This is a genomic window from Desulfovibrio subterraneus (genome assembly GCF_013340285.1).
Taxonomy (GTDB): Bacteria; Desulfobacterota; Desulfovibrionia; order Desulfovibrionales; family Desulfovibrionaceae; genus Halodesulfovibrio; species Halodesulfovibrio subterraneus.
In genome coordinates this window covers 102,804-119,275 of the sequence record NZ_BLVO01000016.1, presented here as the reverse complement: position 1 = coordinate 119,275, position 16,472 = coordinate 102,804, and the positions used below count along the sequence as shown (strand labels likewise).

The 16,472-nt window shown below is 57.6% G+C and carries 16 protein-coding genes and 1 tRNA gene; 10 read left to right on the top strand and 7 right to left on the bottom strand.

The genetic code is table 11. The annotated features are described in order from the left end of the window. Positions 1-14: 14 nt before the first annotated feature. Positions 15-890 (top strand): DUF169 domain-containing protein, encoded by an 876-nt coding sequence (locus HUV30_RS14950; RefSeq protein WP_243452210.1) that lies wholly within the window; start codon positions 15-17, stop codon positions 888-890. A gap of 260 nt (positions 891-1,150) precedes the next feature. Further along, positions 1,151-2,089, top strand: a complete 939-nt coding sequence (locus tag HUV30_RS14945; RefSeq protein WP_174406309.1) for a universal stress protein — start codon at positions 1,151-1,153, stop codon at positions 2,087-2,089. 281 nt (positions 2,090-2,370) lie between these two features. On the opposite strand, the gene cydB is transcribed toward HUV30_RS14945, so the two are convergent. After that, on the bottom strand, positions 2,371-3,399 hold the full coding sequence (cydB, locus tag HUV30_RS14940; RefSeq protein WP_174406308.1) for a cytochrome d ubiquinol oxidase subunit II: 1,029 nt from the start codon (positions 3,397-3,399) through the stop codon (positions 2,371-2,373). A 39-nt stretch (positions 3,400-3,438) separates the two neighbouring features. Beyond that, positions 3,439-4,743, bottom strand: coding sequence for a cytochrome ubiquinol oxidase subunit I (locus HUV30_RS14935; protein ID WP_174406307.1), 1,305 nt, complete (start codon positions 4,741-4,743; stop codon positions 3,439-3,441). 530 nt (positions 4,744-5,273) lie between these two features. On the opposite strand from HUV30_RS14935, the gene HUV30_RS14930 reads away from it, so the two are divergent. Both HUV30_RS14930 and HUV30_RS14925 read left to right on the top strand, forming a co-directional pair. Beyond that, on the top strand, positions 5,274-5,840 hold the full coding sequence (locus HUV30_RS14930) for a glycine cleavage system transcriptional repressor (protein WP_174406306.1): 567 nt from the start codon (positions 5,274-5,276) through the stop codon (positions 5,838-5,840). 47 nt (positions 5,841-5,887) lie between these two features. Continuing rightward, a complete protein-coding gene (locus HUV30_RS14925) occupies positions 5,888-7,258 on the top strand; it encodes a PFL family protein (RefSeq protein ID WP_174406305.1) in 1,371 nt (456 codons plus the stop codon). Between the two features lie 159 nt (positions 7,259-7,417). Here the strand turns inward: HUV30_RS14925 and HUV30_RS14920 are convergent, their stop codons facing one another. From HUV30_RS14920 to HUV30_RS14905, 4 genes are all read right to left on the bottom strand, one after another. Continuing rightward, a complete protein-coding gene (locus HUV30_RS14920; RefSeq protein WP_174406304.1) occupies positions 7,418-8,455 on the bottom strand; it encodes a hypothetical protein in 1,038 nt (345 codons plus the stop codon). A gap of 153 nt (positions 8,456-8,608) precedes the next feature. Continuing rightward, positions 8,609-8,827: a translation initiation factor IF-1 gene (infA, locus tag HUV30_RS14915; RefSeq protein WP_174406303.1), complete on the bottom strand. Its 219-nt coding sequence runs from the start codon at positions 8,825-8,827 to the stop codon at positions 8,609-8,611. A 115-nt stretch (positions 8,828-8,942) separates the two neighbouring features. Further along, positions 8,943-9,019, bottom strand: a tRNA-Met gene (locus HUV30_RS14910). A gap of 115 nt (positions 9,020-9,134) precedes the next feature. After that, on the bottom strand, positions 9,135-9,803 hold the full coding sequence (locus HUV30_RS14905; protein WP_174406302.1) for a metallophosphoesterase family protein: 669 nt from the start codon (positions 9,801-9,803) through the stop codon (positions 9,135-9,137). Positions 9,804-9,808: 5 nt separating this feature from the next. Here HUV30_RS14905 and HUV30_RS14900 point away from each other — a divergent pair, with 5 nt between their 5' ends. From HUV30_RS14900 to HUV30_RS14875, 6 genes are all read left to right on the top strand, one after another. Next, positions 9,809-10,606 carry a 5-formyltetrahydrofolate cyclo-ligase gene (locus HUV30_RS14900; RefSeq protein WP_243452209.1) on the top strand — a complete coding sequence of 266 codons (798 nt, stop codon included), beginning with the start codon at positions 9,809-9,811 and terminating at the stop codon, positions 10,604-10,606. Further along, positions 10,597-11,346, top strand: a complete 750-nt coding sequence (locus HUV30_RS14895; RefSeq protein ID WP_174406301.1) for a purine nucleoside phosphorylase YfiH/LACC1 family protein — start codon at positions 10,597-10,599, stop codon at positions 11,344-11,346. The genes HUV30_RS14900 and HUV30_RS14895 overlap by 10 nt, the downstream gene beginning before the upstream one ends. Positions 11,347-11,349: 3 nt before the next feature. Next, positions 11,350-11,916, top strand: a complete 567-nt coding sequence (locus HUV30_RS14890) for an aminodeoxychorismate/anthranilate synthase component II (RefSeq protein ID WP_174406300.1) — start codon at positions 11,350-11,352, stop codon at positions 11,914-11,916. Then, positions 11,885-13,450, top strand: coding sequence for an anthranilate synthase component I family protein (locus HUV30_RS14885; RefSeq protein WP_174406299.1), 1,566 nt, complete (start codon positions 11,885-11,887; stop codon positions 13,448-13,450). The genes HUV30_RS14890 and HUV30_RS14885 overlap by 32 nt, the downstream gene beginning before the upstream one ends. Further along, positions 13,447-14,214 carry an aminotransferase class IV gene (locus HUV30_RS14880; RefSeq protein WP_174406298.1) on the top strand — a complete coding sequence of 256 codons (768 nt, stop codon included), beginning with the start codon at positions 13,447-13,449 and terminating at the stop codon, positions 14,212-14,214. The genes HUV30_RS14885 and HUV30_RS14880 overlap by 4 nt, the downstream gene beginning before the upstream one ends. 81 nt (positions 14,215-14,295) lie before the next feature. Beyond that, positions 14,296-15,057 (top strand): substrate-binding periplasmic protein, encoded by a 762-nt coding sequence (locus tag HUV30_RS14875; protein WP_174406297.1) that lies wholly within the window; start codon positions 14,296-14,298, stop codon positions 15,055-15,057. An 8-nt stretch (positions 15,058-15,065) separates the two neighbouring features. Here the strand turns inward: HUV30_RS14875 and dinB are convergent, their stop codons facing one another. Continuing rightward, positions 15,066-16,250, bottom strand: a complete 1,185-nt coding sequence (dinB, locus tag HUV30_RS14870; protein ID WP_174406296.1) for a DNA polymerase IV — start codon at positions 16,248-16,250, stop codon at positions 15,066-15,068. Positions 16,251-16,472: the final 222 nt, after the last annotated feature.

Below are 16,472 nucleotides of genomic sequence, written 5' to 3'. Positions count from 1 at the left end.
TGAAGGAGGCGAACATGGAATTTGAAGGCGCCAATGAGACGGACATGGCGACAGGCATGGCGAAGGTCATGGCTGCCCTGCCCCGGTTTCTCGAACGGCTGGGCATGGCCGAAATGCCCATGGGCCTTTTCTATACGGACAAGGAGCCGGAAGAAGGCTTTTCGCCGCAACCGCTTGAGCGCCCCACTCCCGAACGGGAGCAGCGGGGAGAAGTGAACTGGCTGGCTGTGTTCGGCGGTTTTTCGTGCATCATCGGAACTATCTGGCGCGCCAGAAAAAAGAACACGACAGCGTGGTTTTCCGCCGACCAGTACGGGTGCCCCGGCGGCTCCTTCTTTCTGGGGTTCCATGGCCCGCAGACGGAAACCATAATCCACTATGTTTCCACGGGTATTCCCAATTTTTCCGAAGGCGAGCGGTATTGCGAATCACCGGATGCCCTGCGCCGCATCTTTGCCATAACCGACCCGCGCCCTGCCCCCAAGCCATACTGTGTCATCAAGCCGCTCGACCAGTTCACGGAAGACGAACAGCCGGAACTGGTGCTCTGTTTTGCCCGGCCGGAACCGCTCTGCGGCCTGCACCAGCTGGCAACCTTTGTCACGGGCGATCCTGAAGTGGTTGCATCACCCTGGAGTGCTGCCTGCGGCGGTGCCGTAACATGGCCCCTGCGGTACAAAGAAAAGGGCCAGCTGCGGGCCGTGCTCGGCGGCTGGGACCCTTCCGCCCGCAAGTTCCTCAAGACAGATGAACTGTTCTTCTCCATTCCTGCCGCACTGTTCCGCACAATGGTGCTGCGGGCGCCGGAATCGTTCCTCATGACCCACACATGGGACACCGTGCTCAAAAAAGCCCGGCGCAGTGCAAAAACATGGGGCGAGGAGTCCTGATCGACTGTCCGTTATCCGGTTGAGTGTCAGATTGTTTAACGCCCTTGCAAAGCCACGCTCTGCAAGGGCTTTTGCCGTTCAGGGGGACAACTGCCAACAGTAAGTGTCAGCATGTGTTACAGTAAGCGCTTACACACCTTCCCGCACCACTGCTTCAACTATCTGTTTTTCCGTATTATTTTTGCGCCACCATATTGGCATGCTCCTTGCGAAAAATTTCCCAAACGCCGCGGGCAAGTCACCGCACAGGAGGAACAGCCATGCTACAGGAAGTGCAGTCAAGCAAGACAGCTCCCAGAGCCGACGTGCAGGACATACCCAGTCTGCTCATCGCAGTAGGCGAGCAGCCCGAACACTTGTTCGGAGTGCAGTTTATCTCACAGTTCTTTAAGGACTTCGACAGGATGCATTTCAGGCTCATGCATCTTCTGCCGCCCAGCCACGGAGTGGTTCCCGGCCCTTACGGCCTGCCCGTGGAAGCCGGCAGAATGGACGAAGCGATCTACACCCGCCATCGCGAAATGGGCAGACACAGCCTGCAGCTGGCCAGCGGCATGCTCCGTCAGGCGGGCATACCCGAGGGCAATATAAGCCTCATCAGTCGTCCCCAGAACCAGACAAAGGCCCTTGACCTGATTCAGGAATCCGCAGCCAACAATCACCATGCGCTCGTGCTCGGCAATCGCGGACGTTCGTGGTTCGAGGCCATGCTGGACGGCATTCCGGACATCACACGTGAAGTCATCGACGCTTCCTGCGGTATTCCGCTGTGGATTGCTCCCTCCATAGTGGAAAAGCGCCGCGATATATTGCTCTGCGTAGACGGTTCCCGCTACGCCATGAACATGGTGCGCCACGTTGGCGAAACCCTCGGTTCGCAGGGCACACAAAACGTCACACTGCTGCGCGTGCTGCGCGACCGCAACAACAACCCCACCCCGCCGGAAGTGATCTTCGAAGAGTGTCGCAACGAGTTGGAAGAACGCGGTGTACCTTCCGATTCCATCCGTGTGCGCGTCGTCACGGACAACGATCCGGCAGCAGGCATCCTTTCCGTGTGCGAACGGGGCAAGTTTGCCGTGGTCGCCATGGGCCGTGCAGGCTACGGCAACAGCTTCATGCGCCGCCTGCTCATGGGGTCCGTGTCCAGAGACGTGATGAGACAATTGAACAACGCCTGCCTCTGGCTGACTTGTTAACCATAGCTACCCCCCTACCACGCTCGCGTGGTTGCGGCTGTACCCCGAGCACCTTCTGCGGAACGCACGCACGCCTCCTCCCGCAGAAGCCAACCACCCCTAAGGGGTACAGCCGCAATGCCTGTCCTTGAAAAGCCCACCCACAGAGAGAAAGGCCGCCCTCCCAACAGGCGGCCTTTCTCGTTATCTGCTACCGCAATCCGCAACGACACGGGCAGTGTCCCAAAGATAAGGCCGCCCTTTCGGGCGGCCTTCGCATTTCAATCAATCGCAATCGCGGACTAGTACGCTTCGTCGGAAGCAAGATCCTTGTCCGTGATCTTGAAGGAGAACACCTTGTACACCCATGCCTGATAGAAAATGACAACAGGCACAAAGGTGAGCGCCACGCCCAGCATGATCTTGAGAGTCAGCGGGCTGGAGGCACCGTTGTAGATGGTAACATGGTACAGGGCGTCGATGTTCGAGGGAATCAGCGCGGGGAACATGCCGATCACACCGAAAAGGGTGCAGCACAGAATGGTCACAGCACTGGAGAACCATGCAAGCACGGTGGAATCGCTGGAAATGAACAGACGGGTGGTAAACAGAGACACCACAGCCAGAATGATCACGCCCATGAGCGGGGGAATGGCCAGATAGTTGTCATACAGGTTGGTGTAGACTGCGCTGGCCGCAAGGAACGCCACTGCGGAAGCAAGGAAGTAGGGCCACAGGTTGGCCGCGGTCTTCATGGCGCGCTCGTGCAGTTCGCCGGAAGACTTGATGGCCAGCCACAACGCACCGTGCAGGCAGAACATGAGCACGAACATCACGCCGCCAAGCAGGCCGTAGGGGTTGAGCAGCTTGAGAAGGTTGCCGTGGTAGACACCTTCGCCGTCAATGGGAATGCCCTGGAACAGGTTGGCAAAGGCCACGCCCAGCAGCAATGCGGGTACGAAGCTGCCAAGGAACAGGGAGAAGTCCCACACCTTGCGCCATGCGTCGGATTCCACCTTGTTGCGGAATTCAAAGCTGACAGCGCGGAAGATCAGGGCGAACAACAGCATGAGCAGCGGTGCATAAAGCGCGCTGAACATGACGGCATACGCCTTGGGGAACGCGGCAAAGGTTACGCCGCCTGCAGTGATGAGCCACACCTCGTTACCGTCCCAGAAGGGTGCGGCAGCGTTGTAGATGGTGCGTTTTTCCTTTTCGTTCTTGGCAAGGAACGGCATCAGCGTGCCCATGCCGAGATCGAACCCGTCAAGAATGAAGTAGATGGCCCAGAGAAGGCCCCAAAGCATGAACCATACGGTTTCCAAAAACATATTGTAACCCTCTGGATAAAGGTTGCCTGCGAGTTTTCCCTAAGCCTTCTTGGGACCCTTCAGCGCATACTTGCGCAGCAGGTAGATGTCCAGCACGCCCAGCAGTGAATAGACCACCACAAAGGCAATGATGGAGGTCAGCACCGAGGAGGCATCCACGGGGGATACAGCATCGTTCGTGCGCATCATTCCATAGACGATCCAGGGCTGGCGGCCCACTTCTGCCACTGTCCAGCCGAACATGATGGCCGCGTACGGCAGGGGGATGGTGTAGATAAGCGCCTTGAGCAGCCAGGGCTTTTCCTGAATCTTTTCACGCCACAGCCATGCAAGGCCTGCGAGAATCGGGAACAGGGTGCCAAGGCCCACCATCACGCGGAAGCTGAGGAAGGTGATAAGCACGGGCGGACGGTCTTCCTTGGGGAAGTCCTTCAGGCCCTTCACTTCGGCATTGGGATCGTTGAAGGCGAGAATGGAGAGCGCATTGGGAACGGCGAGAGCTTCAATGGAGTTTCTCTCGTTCGCTTCGTCAGGCATGACCAGCAGGTTCATGGGAGCGCCCTTCATGGTTTCCCAGTGGGATTCCATGGCAGCCAGCTTGGCAGGCTGCAGTTCGGCAACCACGTTACCCTGATGGTGGCCGGAAATGGCTACTGTCACGGCAAAAACAAGCGCAAAGGCCGCACCGTATTTGAAGGACTTCTGGAAGAAAGCCTCTTCGTTCTTGCGCAGCAGATGCCATGCGGAAACACCCATCACGAAGAAGCCTGCCAGCATCCACGATGCGATGACCGTGTGCGGATACTGCCCCATGGAATAGGGGTTGGTCACAACGGCAAAGAAGTCGTCCAGCTCTGCGCGGCCGTTACGGATGACATACCCGACGGGGTTCTGCATGAAGCCGTTGGCGATGATGATCCAGAGTGCGGAGAGGTTGGAGGCGAATGCCACCATCCAGATGGCGAAACAGTGCATCTTCTTGGATACCTTTTCCCAACCGAACCACCATACGGCAAGGAAGGTGGATTCGAGGAAGAAGGCCGCCGTGGCTTCAATGGCCAGCAGCGAACCGAAGATGTCCCCCACATATTCCGAGTAGCGGGACCAGTTGGTGCCGAACTGGAATTCGAGGGTGATACCCGTCACCACGCCGAGGGTGAAGTTGATGATGAACAACTTGCCCCAGTACTTGACCATGCGTTTGTACATCTCGTCACCGGTGCGGACGTACATGGTTTCCATCACAGCAAGTATGATGGAAAGGCCCAGCGTGAGCGGAACAAAAATGAAGTGGAAGAATACGGTCACAGCAAACTGCAACCTCGACAACAGAACAACATCCATACCTTTTCCCCCTTTCAGAGAAGGATTTCGCCTGCAACGCGCGCCGGCGAGTCTCGTTAAGGATTACCCTGGAATACGCCATACCGGCTCGGGACCGGAGCAAACCAGTGCAAATAATGGTTACTAATAGCGAATTATAATTTTATGGCAAGCAAAAATACAGACCGTCTCATACTCCTGTTCTTTGCCCTGCCACTCTCCTGCCCACTGTGAGCATTCCCTTCCGGAGATAAAACAAGGGAACTCCATAAAGTTACTGAGACTTATCATACTTTTCTGAACAGTGTCAGCATAAATTCACTCTTGTTATGCAAAATGCCGGAGCATTCCATCCGGGCCATGCGGCCCTAGGTCTTACCCGTTGCCTGCATCAATCTGCGCAAGGGCCGAAACCGGCTCTGGCAGCCAGTGGTCCAACCGGTGCGAGACCTTACAGACAAGGGTGTTACAGCCGGGATGAAGTGCTTGACAACGGAGCCGTTGCCTTACAAGGTCTCGCGGTACACTCTAGCCGGTTAGGAGTTCCTTTCATGTATAAAGTAGTTGTTTCCTTTCTGGGACGTGACTGTCCGGGCATCGTGCATGCGGTGTCCAGCCTCATGAACGAGCTGGATTGCAATATCGACGAAGTAAGCCAGACCATTCTGCACAGCGAATTCGCGGCCATCGTCATTGCCGATGTGCCGGATGCACTGCAGATTGATACGCTGCACGCCAAGCTCGAAGCCGGCCTTGAGCAGCGCAAGGTGGACCTTAACGTCACCGCCCGCCTGTTTGACGGTTCCGGATGGGGCGACACCATCGCCACCGAGCCTTATGTGGTTACCGTTGACGGCCCCGACCGTCCGGGTCTGATTGCCGGTGTCACCGGCGTTTTCTCCCGCCACAACGTGAATATCGAGAACCTCAAGGCCCTCATGCCCGGCGGCAAGGACGACGGCAACGCCCTCATCGTTTACGAGGTGGCCGTGCCTCTTACCAAGGACATTGCCGATCTGCGCGCCGAACTGCGCGAAGAGGCCGACAAGCTCGCCGTGCGCGTGAGCATGCAGCACCGCGACATCTTCGAAGCCGTGCACCGCGTGCAGCCCGTCTAAGACCCGGCTCCGCCGATATTTCACCATTTACATACAAGGAACCGAACATGCTGACGGATCGTGAAGTACTCAGCACACTGGCCATGCTCCGCAACGAGCACCTTGACGTGCGTACCGTCACGCTGGGCGTGAGCCTCTTCGACTGCGCCAGCGACAACTTCGACACCTTTGCCGACAAGGTGCGCGCCAAGATCGGCAAATATGCCGAAAAGCTCGTGGCCACCTGCGACGAGGTGGGCGACAAATACGGCATTCCCGTTGTGAACAAGCGCATCAGCGTCAGCCCCATGGGGGTTGTGTGCGCCTCGTTCACCTCTGACCAGATGGTCAAGGCCTGCAAGGTTCTGGATGATGCTGCAAAGGCTGCGGGAGTCAACTTCCTCGGCGGTTTCGGCGCTCTGGTAGAAAAGGGCATGACGAGAGGTGACCGCGCGCTTATCGATTCCTTACCGGAAGCTTTGGCCGTAACCGACTGTGTCTGCTCCTCCATTAACGTGGCCTCCTCGCGCAGCGGCATCAACATGGACGCCGTGGCCCTGATGGGCGAAACCATCAAGTCCATTGCCAACCGCACCGCTGACCGCGGCGGCCTTGGCTGTGCCAAGCTGGTGGTCTTTGCCAACATTCCGCAGGACGTCCCCTTCATGGCCGGTGCCTACCTTGGTGTGGGCGAGCCTGAAGTGGTCATCAACGTGGGTGTCTCCGGCCCCGGTGTGGTCAAGAAGGCCATCGACCGTGCCATGGAGCGCAACCCCAACCGCACGCTCAGCGACATTGCCGAAGTCATCAAGCGCACCGCCTTCAAGGTTACGCGCGTTGGCGAAATCATCGGCACCGAAGTGGCTGCCCGCCTCGGCCTGCCCTTCGGCGTGGCCGACCTTTCCCTTGCTCCCACTCCTGAAGTGGGCGACTCCGTGGGCGAAATTTTCCAGAGCATGGGGCTTTCCTCCATCGGTGCTCCCGGCTCAACCGCCGTGCTGGCCATGCTGAACGATGCGGTCAAGAAGGGCGGTGCCTTTGCATCCTCCCACGTGGGCGGCCTTTCCGGCGCGTTCATTCCCGTATCGGAAGATTCCAGCATCGCCGCTGCAGCCGCATCCGGCGCCCTGACGCTGGAAAAGCTGGAAGCAATGACCAGCGTGTGCTCGGTGGGCCTCGACATGGTTGCCATTCCCGGCGACACCTCCGCCGCCACCATTTCCGCCATCATTGCGGACGAAATGGCAATCGGCATGATCAACTCCAAGACCACGGCCGTGCGCATCATTCCCGTCCCCGGCAAGGGCGTGGGCGAGCTGGTCAGCTTCGGCGGCCTGCTTGGTGAAGCACGCATCATGCCTGTTCCCGGCGGCAACGCAGAGAACTTCATCCGCCTTGGCGGACGTATTCCTGCCCCCATACACAGCCTGAAAAACTAGCGTTTACCTTTTGCAGACAATCTGACTGCATTTCGTAAACAACAGCGCGAACAAAGAAAGACGCCGGAGCATTGCTCCGGCGTCTTGTATATGGATCAAGCTGCGACCGCGGCCAAGGGGCGTTACCAGAACCGGCAGCCGCAGCTTTTTCCCGATTCGCTAGTACGCCGCGCCTGCCATGGAGGTAAGGGATTCATGATTGGTTCCGTTGCCTCCAGCCCTCCCGGCATTCTCTGTTCCTTCAAGATCCGGGAGAGGCACCCCGGCATTCTTGTTCGCCAGCCGGACAAGCTGCTTTGCAACATCATAGAGCAGCACACGCTGCATGCCCTGCGGCTTCATATACAGCAGATAGAGAAGGAGTGGTTTCCCGTACAGCAACTCCTTGCGGCCAAGAAGAGATTCATCCTCTTCTTTCAGCACATACACTTCGTCTACCTGATTTGTTTCAGGGACATAGGTGGTAACCACGCCTGACAGGGTATTCTTGTGCGAGAAGAACCCTACTGCATCCAGCTCTTCATCCATAACGATCTTGCCTTGCGCAATCCGGCTGCCTTTACGGTAGACAGCCATTGCTTCTCTTGTCGTTATGTTCGCACCGGTGAAGCCGATGACATAGTAATTGCTGGTGTGGTCCACCCGCGCAGACACATCCAGATCGATCGAGGGAGAAAAGGCATGGGATTCACCATTCAGCTCAATGGTGGAATCAAGATCAATCTGATATGTTCCCTGCCCCGCCGTATGTCCATCGGACGTAAGCACCAACGAAGGAAGCATACGCTTTCTGCTTTTCTCGAATCCTTTCAGCTCTGCAGAAAAGCGCTTTACCGATATACTGACCGTCACATCGGGCGCATCATTCTTTGTAACAGGCAGTATATTGCACTGCCGGACCAGCACACCGTGTATGATGCCTTGCAGTTCTTCCGGTGTCGGGTCATCCAGCGTTACACGTTCGGCCTTGTTATCTTTGAAGGTGAATGATTCCCACCCGTATTTCCCACCTTCCACATAATTAACGGCAATTGCAGTCTTCTTCCCCTCAAGAACACCACATTTGATTTCATCTGCTCTGAGCAGTTGATCCACCATGACACGATATTCTTCCTGTGAAAATTGCACAGGCGCCTTGCTGCCGCAGCCCCCCAGCATAAGCAGCAGGCAGAGAAGCAAAACAATCCGAGTGCTCATCTCGATTCTCCGCATACAACAATATATAATAGCTGTAAGGAATAAAGACTGCACTACATCTCGTCAAGCTATTCGCAAAACGATATGCACACGACAAGAAGCCCCTGTACCAGATGGTACAGGGGCTTCTTGTCTGCGCATTTCCGAAGGAAACTAACGCGGGCGGAAGGTGATGCGGCCGCGGCTGAGATCGTAGGGCGAAAGCTCTACGGTCACCTTGTCGCCGGGAAGCACACGGATGCGGAACTTGCGCATCTTGCCGGATATGTGAGCCAGCATTACGTGTCCGTTCTCAAGGCGCACCTGAAACATTGCGTTGGGCAGGGCTTCAATGACTTCGCCGGTAACCTGAATGGCTTCTTCTTTGGCCATAGGCATCCTCCTATTGAAAGGGCAGGTTCCGTGAGCAGACAGCATGCGGAAAGAAACTTGCCGTGGAAAAAAGATGAACCCCCTGCCCGAGTGTTACCCGAACAGGGGGTTAAATTGGTAGCGGGGGCCGGATTTGAACCGACGGCCTTCGGGTTATGAGCCCGACGAGCTACCGAGCTGCTCCACCCCGCGTCATGTCTGAAATTCGTGCGGTTCCGGCTGAAAAAGCCGTTCCCGCTCAGGGACGACATATGTATACACACCGCCGCTAGCTGTCAATCTTTTTTTCAAAAAAAATGAAACTACGCTACAAAAGCTGCAATTCCGCGCGCAATCTTCTCCCCGAATTACGTATTACCGCATACCCGCCGCTGGAAAAAGCCCCTGTATTAATGACAGTTGTGCGTCCCACCATATCCACACCGCGCGCCTCGTGAATGTGGCCGCACAGGCAAATGTCCGGCTGGTGTTCTTCTATAAATTCACGAACGGCCCTGCTGCCCACATGTGTGCCGCAGGAAATGCGGTCGCAGTCAGTGTTGAACGGCGGGGTGTGCGAAACCAGAATGAGCCGCCTGTAGGGCATGGCCGCGCGGTAGGCCTCGTCCAGCCACTCGGCAATGCGCGACTCCGGAAACTCCGAGGGCGTGCCAAAAGGAGTGAACGTAGAGGTACCCACGCCCATAATGCCTATACCGGGTGCGAGCTCGCGAGCCTTCACATGAATATTCCACCCGTTTGCCTCCAGATACCCCGTCACATCCATGCGGTCCATGTTGCCGATCTGGGCGAATATGTTCGGATTGCAGGCGCTCACGGCGTGCATTACCCGCTCCGCCTGTTTCACGCTGCCTCCGATGGTCAGGTCTCCGGACAGAATGACGCCTGCGGCCTGACGTAGTCCGGGTATATCTCCGATTCGGGCGGTATCGTCGTGGATGTCGCCCAGACCGATCCAATATTCACCACTTTGCATGGCACATGTTCCTTGTTAGAGTCGTCCCTTCCGAGGTAGGCGGGCTGCCGGAATCCGGCAGGAGAGAGCACGGAACACCTGCCTGCGAAGGTGGTGCTTCCGAACTATCCGCCACTCTACAGACTATTTCACGGGACGGCAATGACGACAGAACCGCTTCCCGCGCTCAGCTTTTTACCTATGGCCGGCGCTTCAGCGCGCCGGAAACAGATATCCGGATGAACAAACAGACACTCAGAAAACAGCTGCTCGCCGAACGCGAAGCACTCTCTGCCGACATGGTACACGCCTGCTCTATTGCCGCCCAGGGACACATATCAGGACTGCAGGAATGGAAAAAGGCCCGTCAGATAGTACTCTATGTGGCCTTTCGCAACGAGCTGGACACTTCGGAACTGCTCAGACAGGCGTGGCGGGATGGAAAGACAGTGCTCCTGCCCAGAGTCGATCCTGAACGCAAGGGAGAAATGGACCTCTGCCCCTGCCGTGGAGAGCACGAACTGCTCAGAGGCACCTTTGGCGTCCGCGAACCTGACCCGCTGGCCTGCCCGCCCATGTCCCCGGACCATCCCGAATTCGAGCCGGATCTCCTTCTGACTCCCGGTCTCGGATTTGACCGGCAGGGCAACAGGCTCGGCTTCGGTGCCGGATACTACGACCGCTATCTGGCGCACCCTTCCATGAAGCGCACCCTCAAGATCGGCTTTGCCTACTCCTTCCAGATTCTGCCCGAACTTCCGGCAGACCCGTGGGATGTGCGCATGAACGCCCTGTGCAGCGAAAAGGAACTTACATGGCTGTAAACTTCATCCCCTTCCGTTTTCCCGGCATTCCGTCCGTGCGCTGCGCTTTTCAAACCCGCAGGGGCGGCGTGAGCCAAGGCGATTTCGGCGGTTCCAACATCTCCCATGACGTAGGGGACAATGCGGAGCATGTTGCGGCAAACCGCAGCCAGCTCATGCAGGCACTTGGTGTGGAAACATGGTGTGAGCTGCGGCAGGTGCATGGTGATGCGCTGGTCTTCGACCCGCAGCATGTACCCGCTGACACGGCAGCCACCGTAGAAGCAGACGGCTCAGCCACGCACAATGCCGGCCAGGTGCTGGTCATCAAGACCGCAGACTGCCAGCCCATTCTCATCGCCCACACCAGCGGCAGATATATTGCCGCCCTGCACGCTGGCTGGCGCGGCAACCGCATCGGCTATCCGCAAAGCGCGGTCAGAGCCTTCTGCGAACGCTACAACGTGCTCCCCAAAGATCTCATGGCCGTGCGTGGCCCCAGCCTTGGGCCTGCCATGGCGGAATTCGTGAACTTTGACATGGAATGGGGCAAGGACTGGACCCGCTGGTTCGATGCGGAAAGAAAGACCATGAACCTCTGGCAGCTCACCCGCGACCAGTTGCAGGAGGCGGGCATTCCCGCAGGCAACATCTTCGGTATCGACCTGTGCACCCACTCCCATGCGGACATGTTCTTCTCATACCGCCGCAGCAGGGTTGAAGGGCGTCAGGCTTCGCTTATCTGGATTCAGCCGGAGTAACCTGTGCGCCTGCTGCTCGCTGACAACAACGACAGCTTCACCCGCAATCTGGAACACCTGCTGATGGCCGCAACCGCAATCACACCGCAAGTGGCTCCGTATGCAGCGCTGAAGGATATGGCACCGGAGCACTACGACTGCATCGTCATTTCCCCCGGGCCCGGGCACCCGCGTGAATATCCCGATTATGCACGTTTTCTGGACAGCGGCGTCCCCGTGCTCGGCATATGCATGGGCATGCAGATCATAAACAGCCACTTCGGCGGCACCACAAGCCGGCTCCCCGCCAGCATGGGCGGCGCGCATGGCAAGCAGGGCGATATTCTCATGGAAGGCACGGTACGCACCGTGGCCCGCTACCATTCCCTGCACTGTGACACTGTAGGCGAAGGCCTGCGGATAACCGCAACGCTGCGGGAACAGAACCCCGATGGCCCGCCCGTGGTCATGGCGCTGCAGCACGAAAGCCGCCCGCTCATGGGCTATCAGTTTCATCCCGAATCCTTTCTCACCCCTAATGGCACGTGGTACATAGAACATGCCCTGCGTTTTTTCCGCCTCTGTCAGTAGCCGTACCCTGCCCGCACTGCTGCACCATCTTGCCCGCACCTACCATGCGGACCTGCTGCTGTGCGGCCCTCTGGCGCCTGCCGCCGCACCGCGCACGGAACGCAGTATTGCGGGCATTGCCCCTGTGCGCGAACTTGAACTGCATACCGATACACCACGCGAGCACCTGCATGACTTCTGCTTCACCCCCTGCGCAACCGCTGTATCGGGAACCATAGGCTACCTGAACTACACCGGCGGACTGGCCCGATACGGCATCCGGAGTGATAAGCCGGAGAATAGTCCAAATGGCAGAGCAGACCAAAAGCCGAAAAACTGGCCCGAAGACACACCGGAAAGTAAGCTGGCGGACAGGCAGAAAGACCTGCCGGAAGGACTTTTCCGGCAATACGCCATCCAGCTCATCATCTCCCCCGCACAGGAACCGTGCTCCCCGCCGCATTCTGTTGACGGTACCGCAGGCACTGATACGGGCAACCATACGGCCAGACATGACAGCAGGCATGACAGCGGGCATGACTATGGCCATGACAAGAGACATGGCAAGGAGCATGTGCTGGAGTGCCACACCGCTGAAATTCTTCCTGATTCCCTGTGCGGAAAGCAATCTGCGGCCCTGATCGACGAACTGAAAGCCCTGTGCACCGGAGTGATACCGCCAGACCCGATACCCGCCCATGTCGCCCCGCTCTCCCGCGATGCCCTTTCCCGCAGACTGCGCCAGTCCCTCGACCGGAAAGGCTACGTGCGCGGGGTCGAGCGAGTGCTTGAGCATATCCGCGACGGCGACACCTACCAGCTCAATCTCTCCACCCGCTTTGATGCGGACCTTTCCGGCACCGGCTTTGACCCCCTCACCTTTTTCATGCACATGTGGGATCAGCACCCCGCGCCTTTTTATGCGTGGCTGTCCCACGGCTCCACGCGCATCCTCTCCACCTCGCCGGAACGCTTTCTCTGCGTGCGGGACGGGCAGGTGCTCTCGCAGCCTATCAAGGGCACGCTGGAATTCGAGTCCTTCACAGAGGGCATGGAGAAGGCACTGACAGCCTCCCCCAAAGAGAGCGCAGAGCTTTCCATGATCGTGGACCTTATCCGCAACGATATCGCAGCCTGTTGCGAATACGGCAGCGTGCAGGTTTCCGCCCACAAGGAAACCTTCACCGTGGATCGGCTCATTCAGATGTATTCGGATGTACGCGGCACACTGCGCTCAGGCTTCACATGCCTTGACCTGCTGCTGGACGCCTTTCCCGGCGGCTCGGTCACCGGCTGCCCCAAGCAGCGCACCATGCGCATAATAGAAGCGGAAGAACCGCACAGCCGAGGACTGTATTGCGGCAGCGTTGTCTTTATCGAAGACCCGCAGAACATGGACTCCAGCATCGCCATACGCACCGGCTGGTATGATAGTATCACCAAAGCCCTTTGCTTCTTTTCCGGAAGCGGTATAGTACTAGATTCCAATCCTGAAAGTGAATATCGAGAAACGCTTGCCAAGGCGGGCAAATTCCTACGGGCGCTGGCACCATGATATACTACCGACAAGGCGAACTGCATGACGGGGGAGTGCGGCAGGATATTTCGTCACCCGCATTCCGTTTCGGCGTAGGATTTTTTGAAACACTGCTCTACAACGGCACGGCTGTCTGCCATTTGCAGGCCCACCTTGCCCGCGCCCGCCACAGTCTGGAGTATTTCGGCTTTGATGCGGAAGAACTGGACTACGACGGCGCCATAGACGCCGTTCTGGCCGCCAACGACCTGAACGGAACACCGGCCCGCGTGAATATCTTCTACCCCGTGGAAGACGAACACGGCCCTGTCGTTCCCGTTGTCACAGCTGCCTCCTACACCCCGCAGGCAGACAAAAACTATCGCCTTTCCATCTCAGTATCCCCTGTACAAAACCCCTATTTCATCCATAAAACCATGAACTACATGCTGCACTGGATGGAACGGCGCAATGCCTCCATGATGGGGTATGATGACGCCATTCTCGTGCAACCGGGGGGGATTGTGCTGGAGACAACCACTGCCGCCCTTGTCTTCAGCGACGGAGCCAACTTCTGCGCGCCAAACAGCTTCGACAGACTGGAATCCACCGCGCTTGCTGCGACAAAAGAACTGCTTGCCGTGCATGGTTGCACCATCCGCACGCACATGACAGGCTCTTTCCGCCATGCCTATGTGCTTAACTCGCTTATCGGCATGCGCCCTGTCATCTCCATAAACGGGACGAAGTATGAACCTGACGAAGATACATGCAGGCGGATGACGGCCGTTATCTGCGGATGATCCGACCGGTCGAAATACATTTCGGGCACCAGATACCATTCAAATCAACATACAATTCGTAATACATACCCTTCGTTATTCATGAGAATCCCCGCCATATTCCTTCTGCTGACCAGTTTTCTGCTCGGGTCGCTGCTTCAGACCACGCCGTCTTTCGCCACATCCAAACGGCCTTTGCGGATTGCCACACAGGAATCCACCGCTCCCTTTGTCATGCCCGACCGGCAAAGCGGGCTGAGTGTGGATATTGTCCGCGAGGCACTGCACCTTGAGGGGTACGAGGTGACCCTCACCTTTCTGCCGAGCCCGCGCATGGTCGAGGCCCTCACCACCGGCAAGATAGATGCTGCATTTCCACTGCGTTCCTCGCACCTCAATGACAGCATCTACGCTTCGGACAGCCACATCACCTTCAGCAACGTGGCCGTATCACTTGAGGAAAACAGAACCACCATCCGCAACCTTGACGATCTGGCCAAATGCCGTGTTGATGCCTTTCTCGGTGCCAGCAAATGGCTGCCGCAAGAGTTCCGCAACATGGCGGCAGGCAACCCCAATTATGCGGAACAAAATGACCAGAAAGCGCAGGTTGCGAGCTTCTTCGCACGCAGGGACAAGGTCGTTGTGCTGGAGAAACACATCTTCGAATATTACGCCCACAAAGGGGGCTGCAATCCGCTCAGGCTGCGCTATGTCATTCACGACATTTTACCCCCTGCACATTTGGCCGTAGCCTTTGCGGACAAAAAATTGCGTGACGCCTTCAACAGCGGCCTCAGAAAACTGCGTGAAAGCGGCAGATACGATGTTATCGTAAGAAAGTATGTGGATGGAGACGAGTAGCGGCGCGGCTACTTGTCAAAGTCGAACAGCCTGCCACGCGTAACAGCATCGCGCCCGAACTTTTCGCGCAGAGTGTCCAGCGCCTTGTCGAGATTGCGCTGCTTTGCGGTGGCTACCATGCCGCCGGTCTGGCCGCCGGCGCTGCCGTCAAGCAGGCTCAACTGCTCCGGCCCCTTGCCGTAGTTGGAAAGCCCCACCCCGATGAGCCGCACCTTCTGCTGCAGCTTCACCCCATCCAGCAGCTCGCAGGCAGTGCGGAAGATCACATCCGTTGAATCAGTCGATTCCGGCAGGCTCCGGCTACGGGTTATGGATGTGAAGTCGGCATACTTGAGTTTCAGCGTGACGGTGCGCCCTTTCACCCCCATGCGACGCTGGTTGCGCCCCACGCGTTCCGCCTGCTTCAGCAGCCATTTTTTCAGCAATTCCACATCGTCGGTATCCTGCGCAAAGGTGTTTTCAGCACTTTCGGACTTGGCGACCTGGTCTGTTTCCACCTTGCGGGTATCAATGCCCTGAGCCCTGCGCCACAACGATTCGCCAGATTTGCCGAACCGCCGCGCCCAGAAGCTGTCCGGATATCCCAGCACATCCTTGCAGGTGGTCACCCCCAGCTTTTCCAGTTCCGCGACAAACTTGCCGCCCACACCCGGAATTTTGGCCACAGGCAGGCTTGCCAGAAATGCAGGCACATTCTCCGGCCATAGTATGAACAAGCCGTCCGGTTTGTTATAGTCGGAAGCAATTTTCGCAAGAAACTTCACCGGAGCAATGCCTATGGAGCAGTTAAGCCCCACAGCGGCCTTAATGTCCCGCTTAATGCTGCGGGCCATATCCTCAACCGATCCGAAAATGCGCTCAAGCCCTGTGGCATCCAGATAGGCTTCGTCAATGGAAGCAGGTTCGACAAGGGGTGAATAGTTGCCGAGCAGCGCCATGATCTGCCTCGACACTTCCGCATAGCGGGCCATATTGCCGCGCGTGAAGATGCCGTGCGGACACAGCTTCTGGGCGCGGGCCACGGGAATGGCCGAACGCACACCATATTTGCGGGCTTCGTAGGATGCTGCGGAAACAACTCCACGCTCGCGCCCCCCCACAATGACGGGCTTACCGCGCCATTCCGGATGATCGAGCTGCTCTACGGAAGCAAAAAAGGCATCCATGTCCAGATGCATTATCCATCGCTGCATGAAGGCTCTATAGCAGAGAGCAGGGAGCAAACAAAGCGTTCGCCCGCCAAGTTCCCCGCAACAGGAGACGGCCGGAACCTGAAGCGTGTGCACTGACGACGGACGCGGGCTATGGAGACAGGAGGGCTAAGGAAGTGCGTGGACAAAAGAAACGCGTGAGCTGAGACGTCGCGCGCGCTGAGGTACCGCGTGAGCAGAGATCGCATGTGAGATAACGTCCCG

What these genes read in the sequence shown, in the direction of transcription:
- HUV30_RS14920 (WP_174406304.1), bottom strand. Translation starts at nt 8,455, where the DNA reads ATGAGCACTCGGATTGTTTTGCTTCTCTGCCTGCTGCTTATGCTGGGG.
- dinB (WP_174406296.1), bottom strand. Translation starts at nt 16,250, where the DNA reads ATGCAGCGATGGATAATGCATCTGGACATGGATGCCTTTTTTGCTTCC.
- HUV30_RS14945 (WP_174406309.1), top strand. Translation starts at nt 1,151, where the DNA reads ATGCTACAGGAAGTGCAGTCAAGCAAGACAGCTCCCAGAGCCGACGTG.
- HUV30_RS14935 (WP_174406307.1), bottom strand. Translation starts at nt 4,743, where the DNA reads ATGGATGTTGTTCTGTTGTCGAGGTTGCAGTTTGCTGTGACCGTATTC.
- cydB (WP_174406308.1), bottom strand. Translation starts at nt 3,399, where the DNA reads ATGTTTTTGGAAACCGTATGGTTCATGCTTTGGGGCCTTCTCTGGGCC.
- HUV30_RS14880 (WP_174406298.1), top strand. Translation starts at nt 13,447, where the DNA reads ATGATATACTACCGACAAGGCGAACTGCATGACGGGGGAGTGCGGCAG.
- HUV30_RS14900 (WP_243452209.1), top strand. Translation starts at nt 9,809, where the DNA reads ATGTTCCTTGTTAGAGTCGTCCCTTCCGAGGTAGGCGGGCTGCCGGAA.
- HUV30_RS14930 (WP_174406306.1), top strand. Translation starts at nt 5,274, where the DNA reads ATGTATAAAGTAGTTGTTTCCTTTCTGGGACGTGACTGTCCGGGCATC.
- HUV30_RS14885 (WP_174406299.1), top strand. Translation starts at nt 11,885, where the DNA reads ATGCCCTGCGTTTTTTCCGCCTCTGTCAGTAGCCGTACCCTGCCCGCA.
- HUV30_RS14895 (WP_174406301.1), top strand. Translation starts at nt 10,597, where the DNA reads ATGGCTGTAAACTTCATCCCCTTCCGTTTTCCCGGCATTCCGTCCGTG.
- HUV30_RS14875 (WP_174406297.1), top strand. Translation starts at nt 14,296, where the DNA reads ATGAGAATCCCCGCCATATTCCTTCTGCTGACCAGTTTTCTGCTCGGG.
- HUV30_RS14950 (WP_243452210.1), top strand. Translation starts at nt 15, where the DNA reads ATGGAATTTGAAGGCGCCAATGAGACGGACATGGCGACAGGCATGGCG.
- HUV30_RS14925 (WP_174406305.1), top strand. Translation starts at nt 5,888, where the DNA reads ATGCTGACGGATCGTGAAGTACTCAGCACACTGGCCATGCTCCGCAAC.
- infA (WP_174406303.1), bottom strand. Translation starts at nt 8,827, where the DNA reads ATGGCCAAAGAAGAAGCCATTCAGGTTACCGGCGAAGTCATTGAAGCC.
- HUV30_RS14905 (WP_174406302.1), bottom strand. Translation starts at nt 9,803, where the DNA reads ATGCAAAGTGGTGAATATTGGATCGGTCTGGGCGACATCCACGACGAT.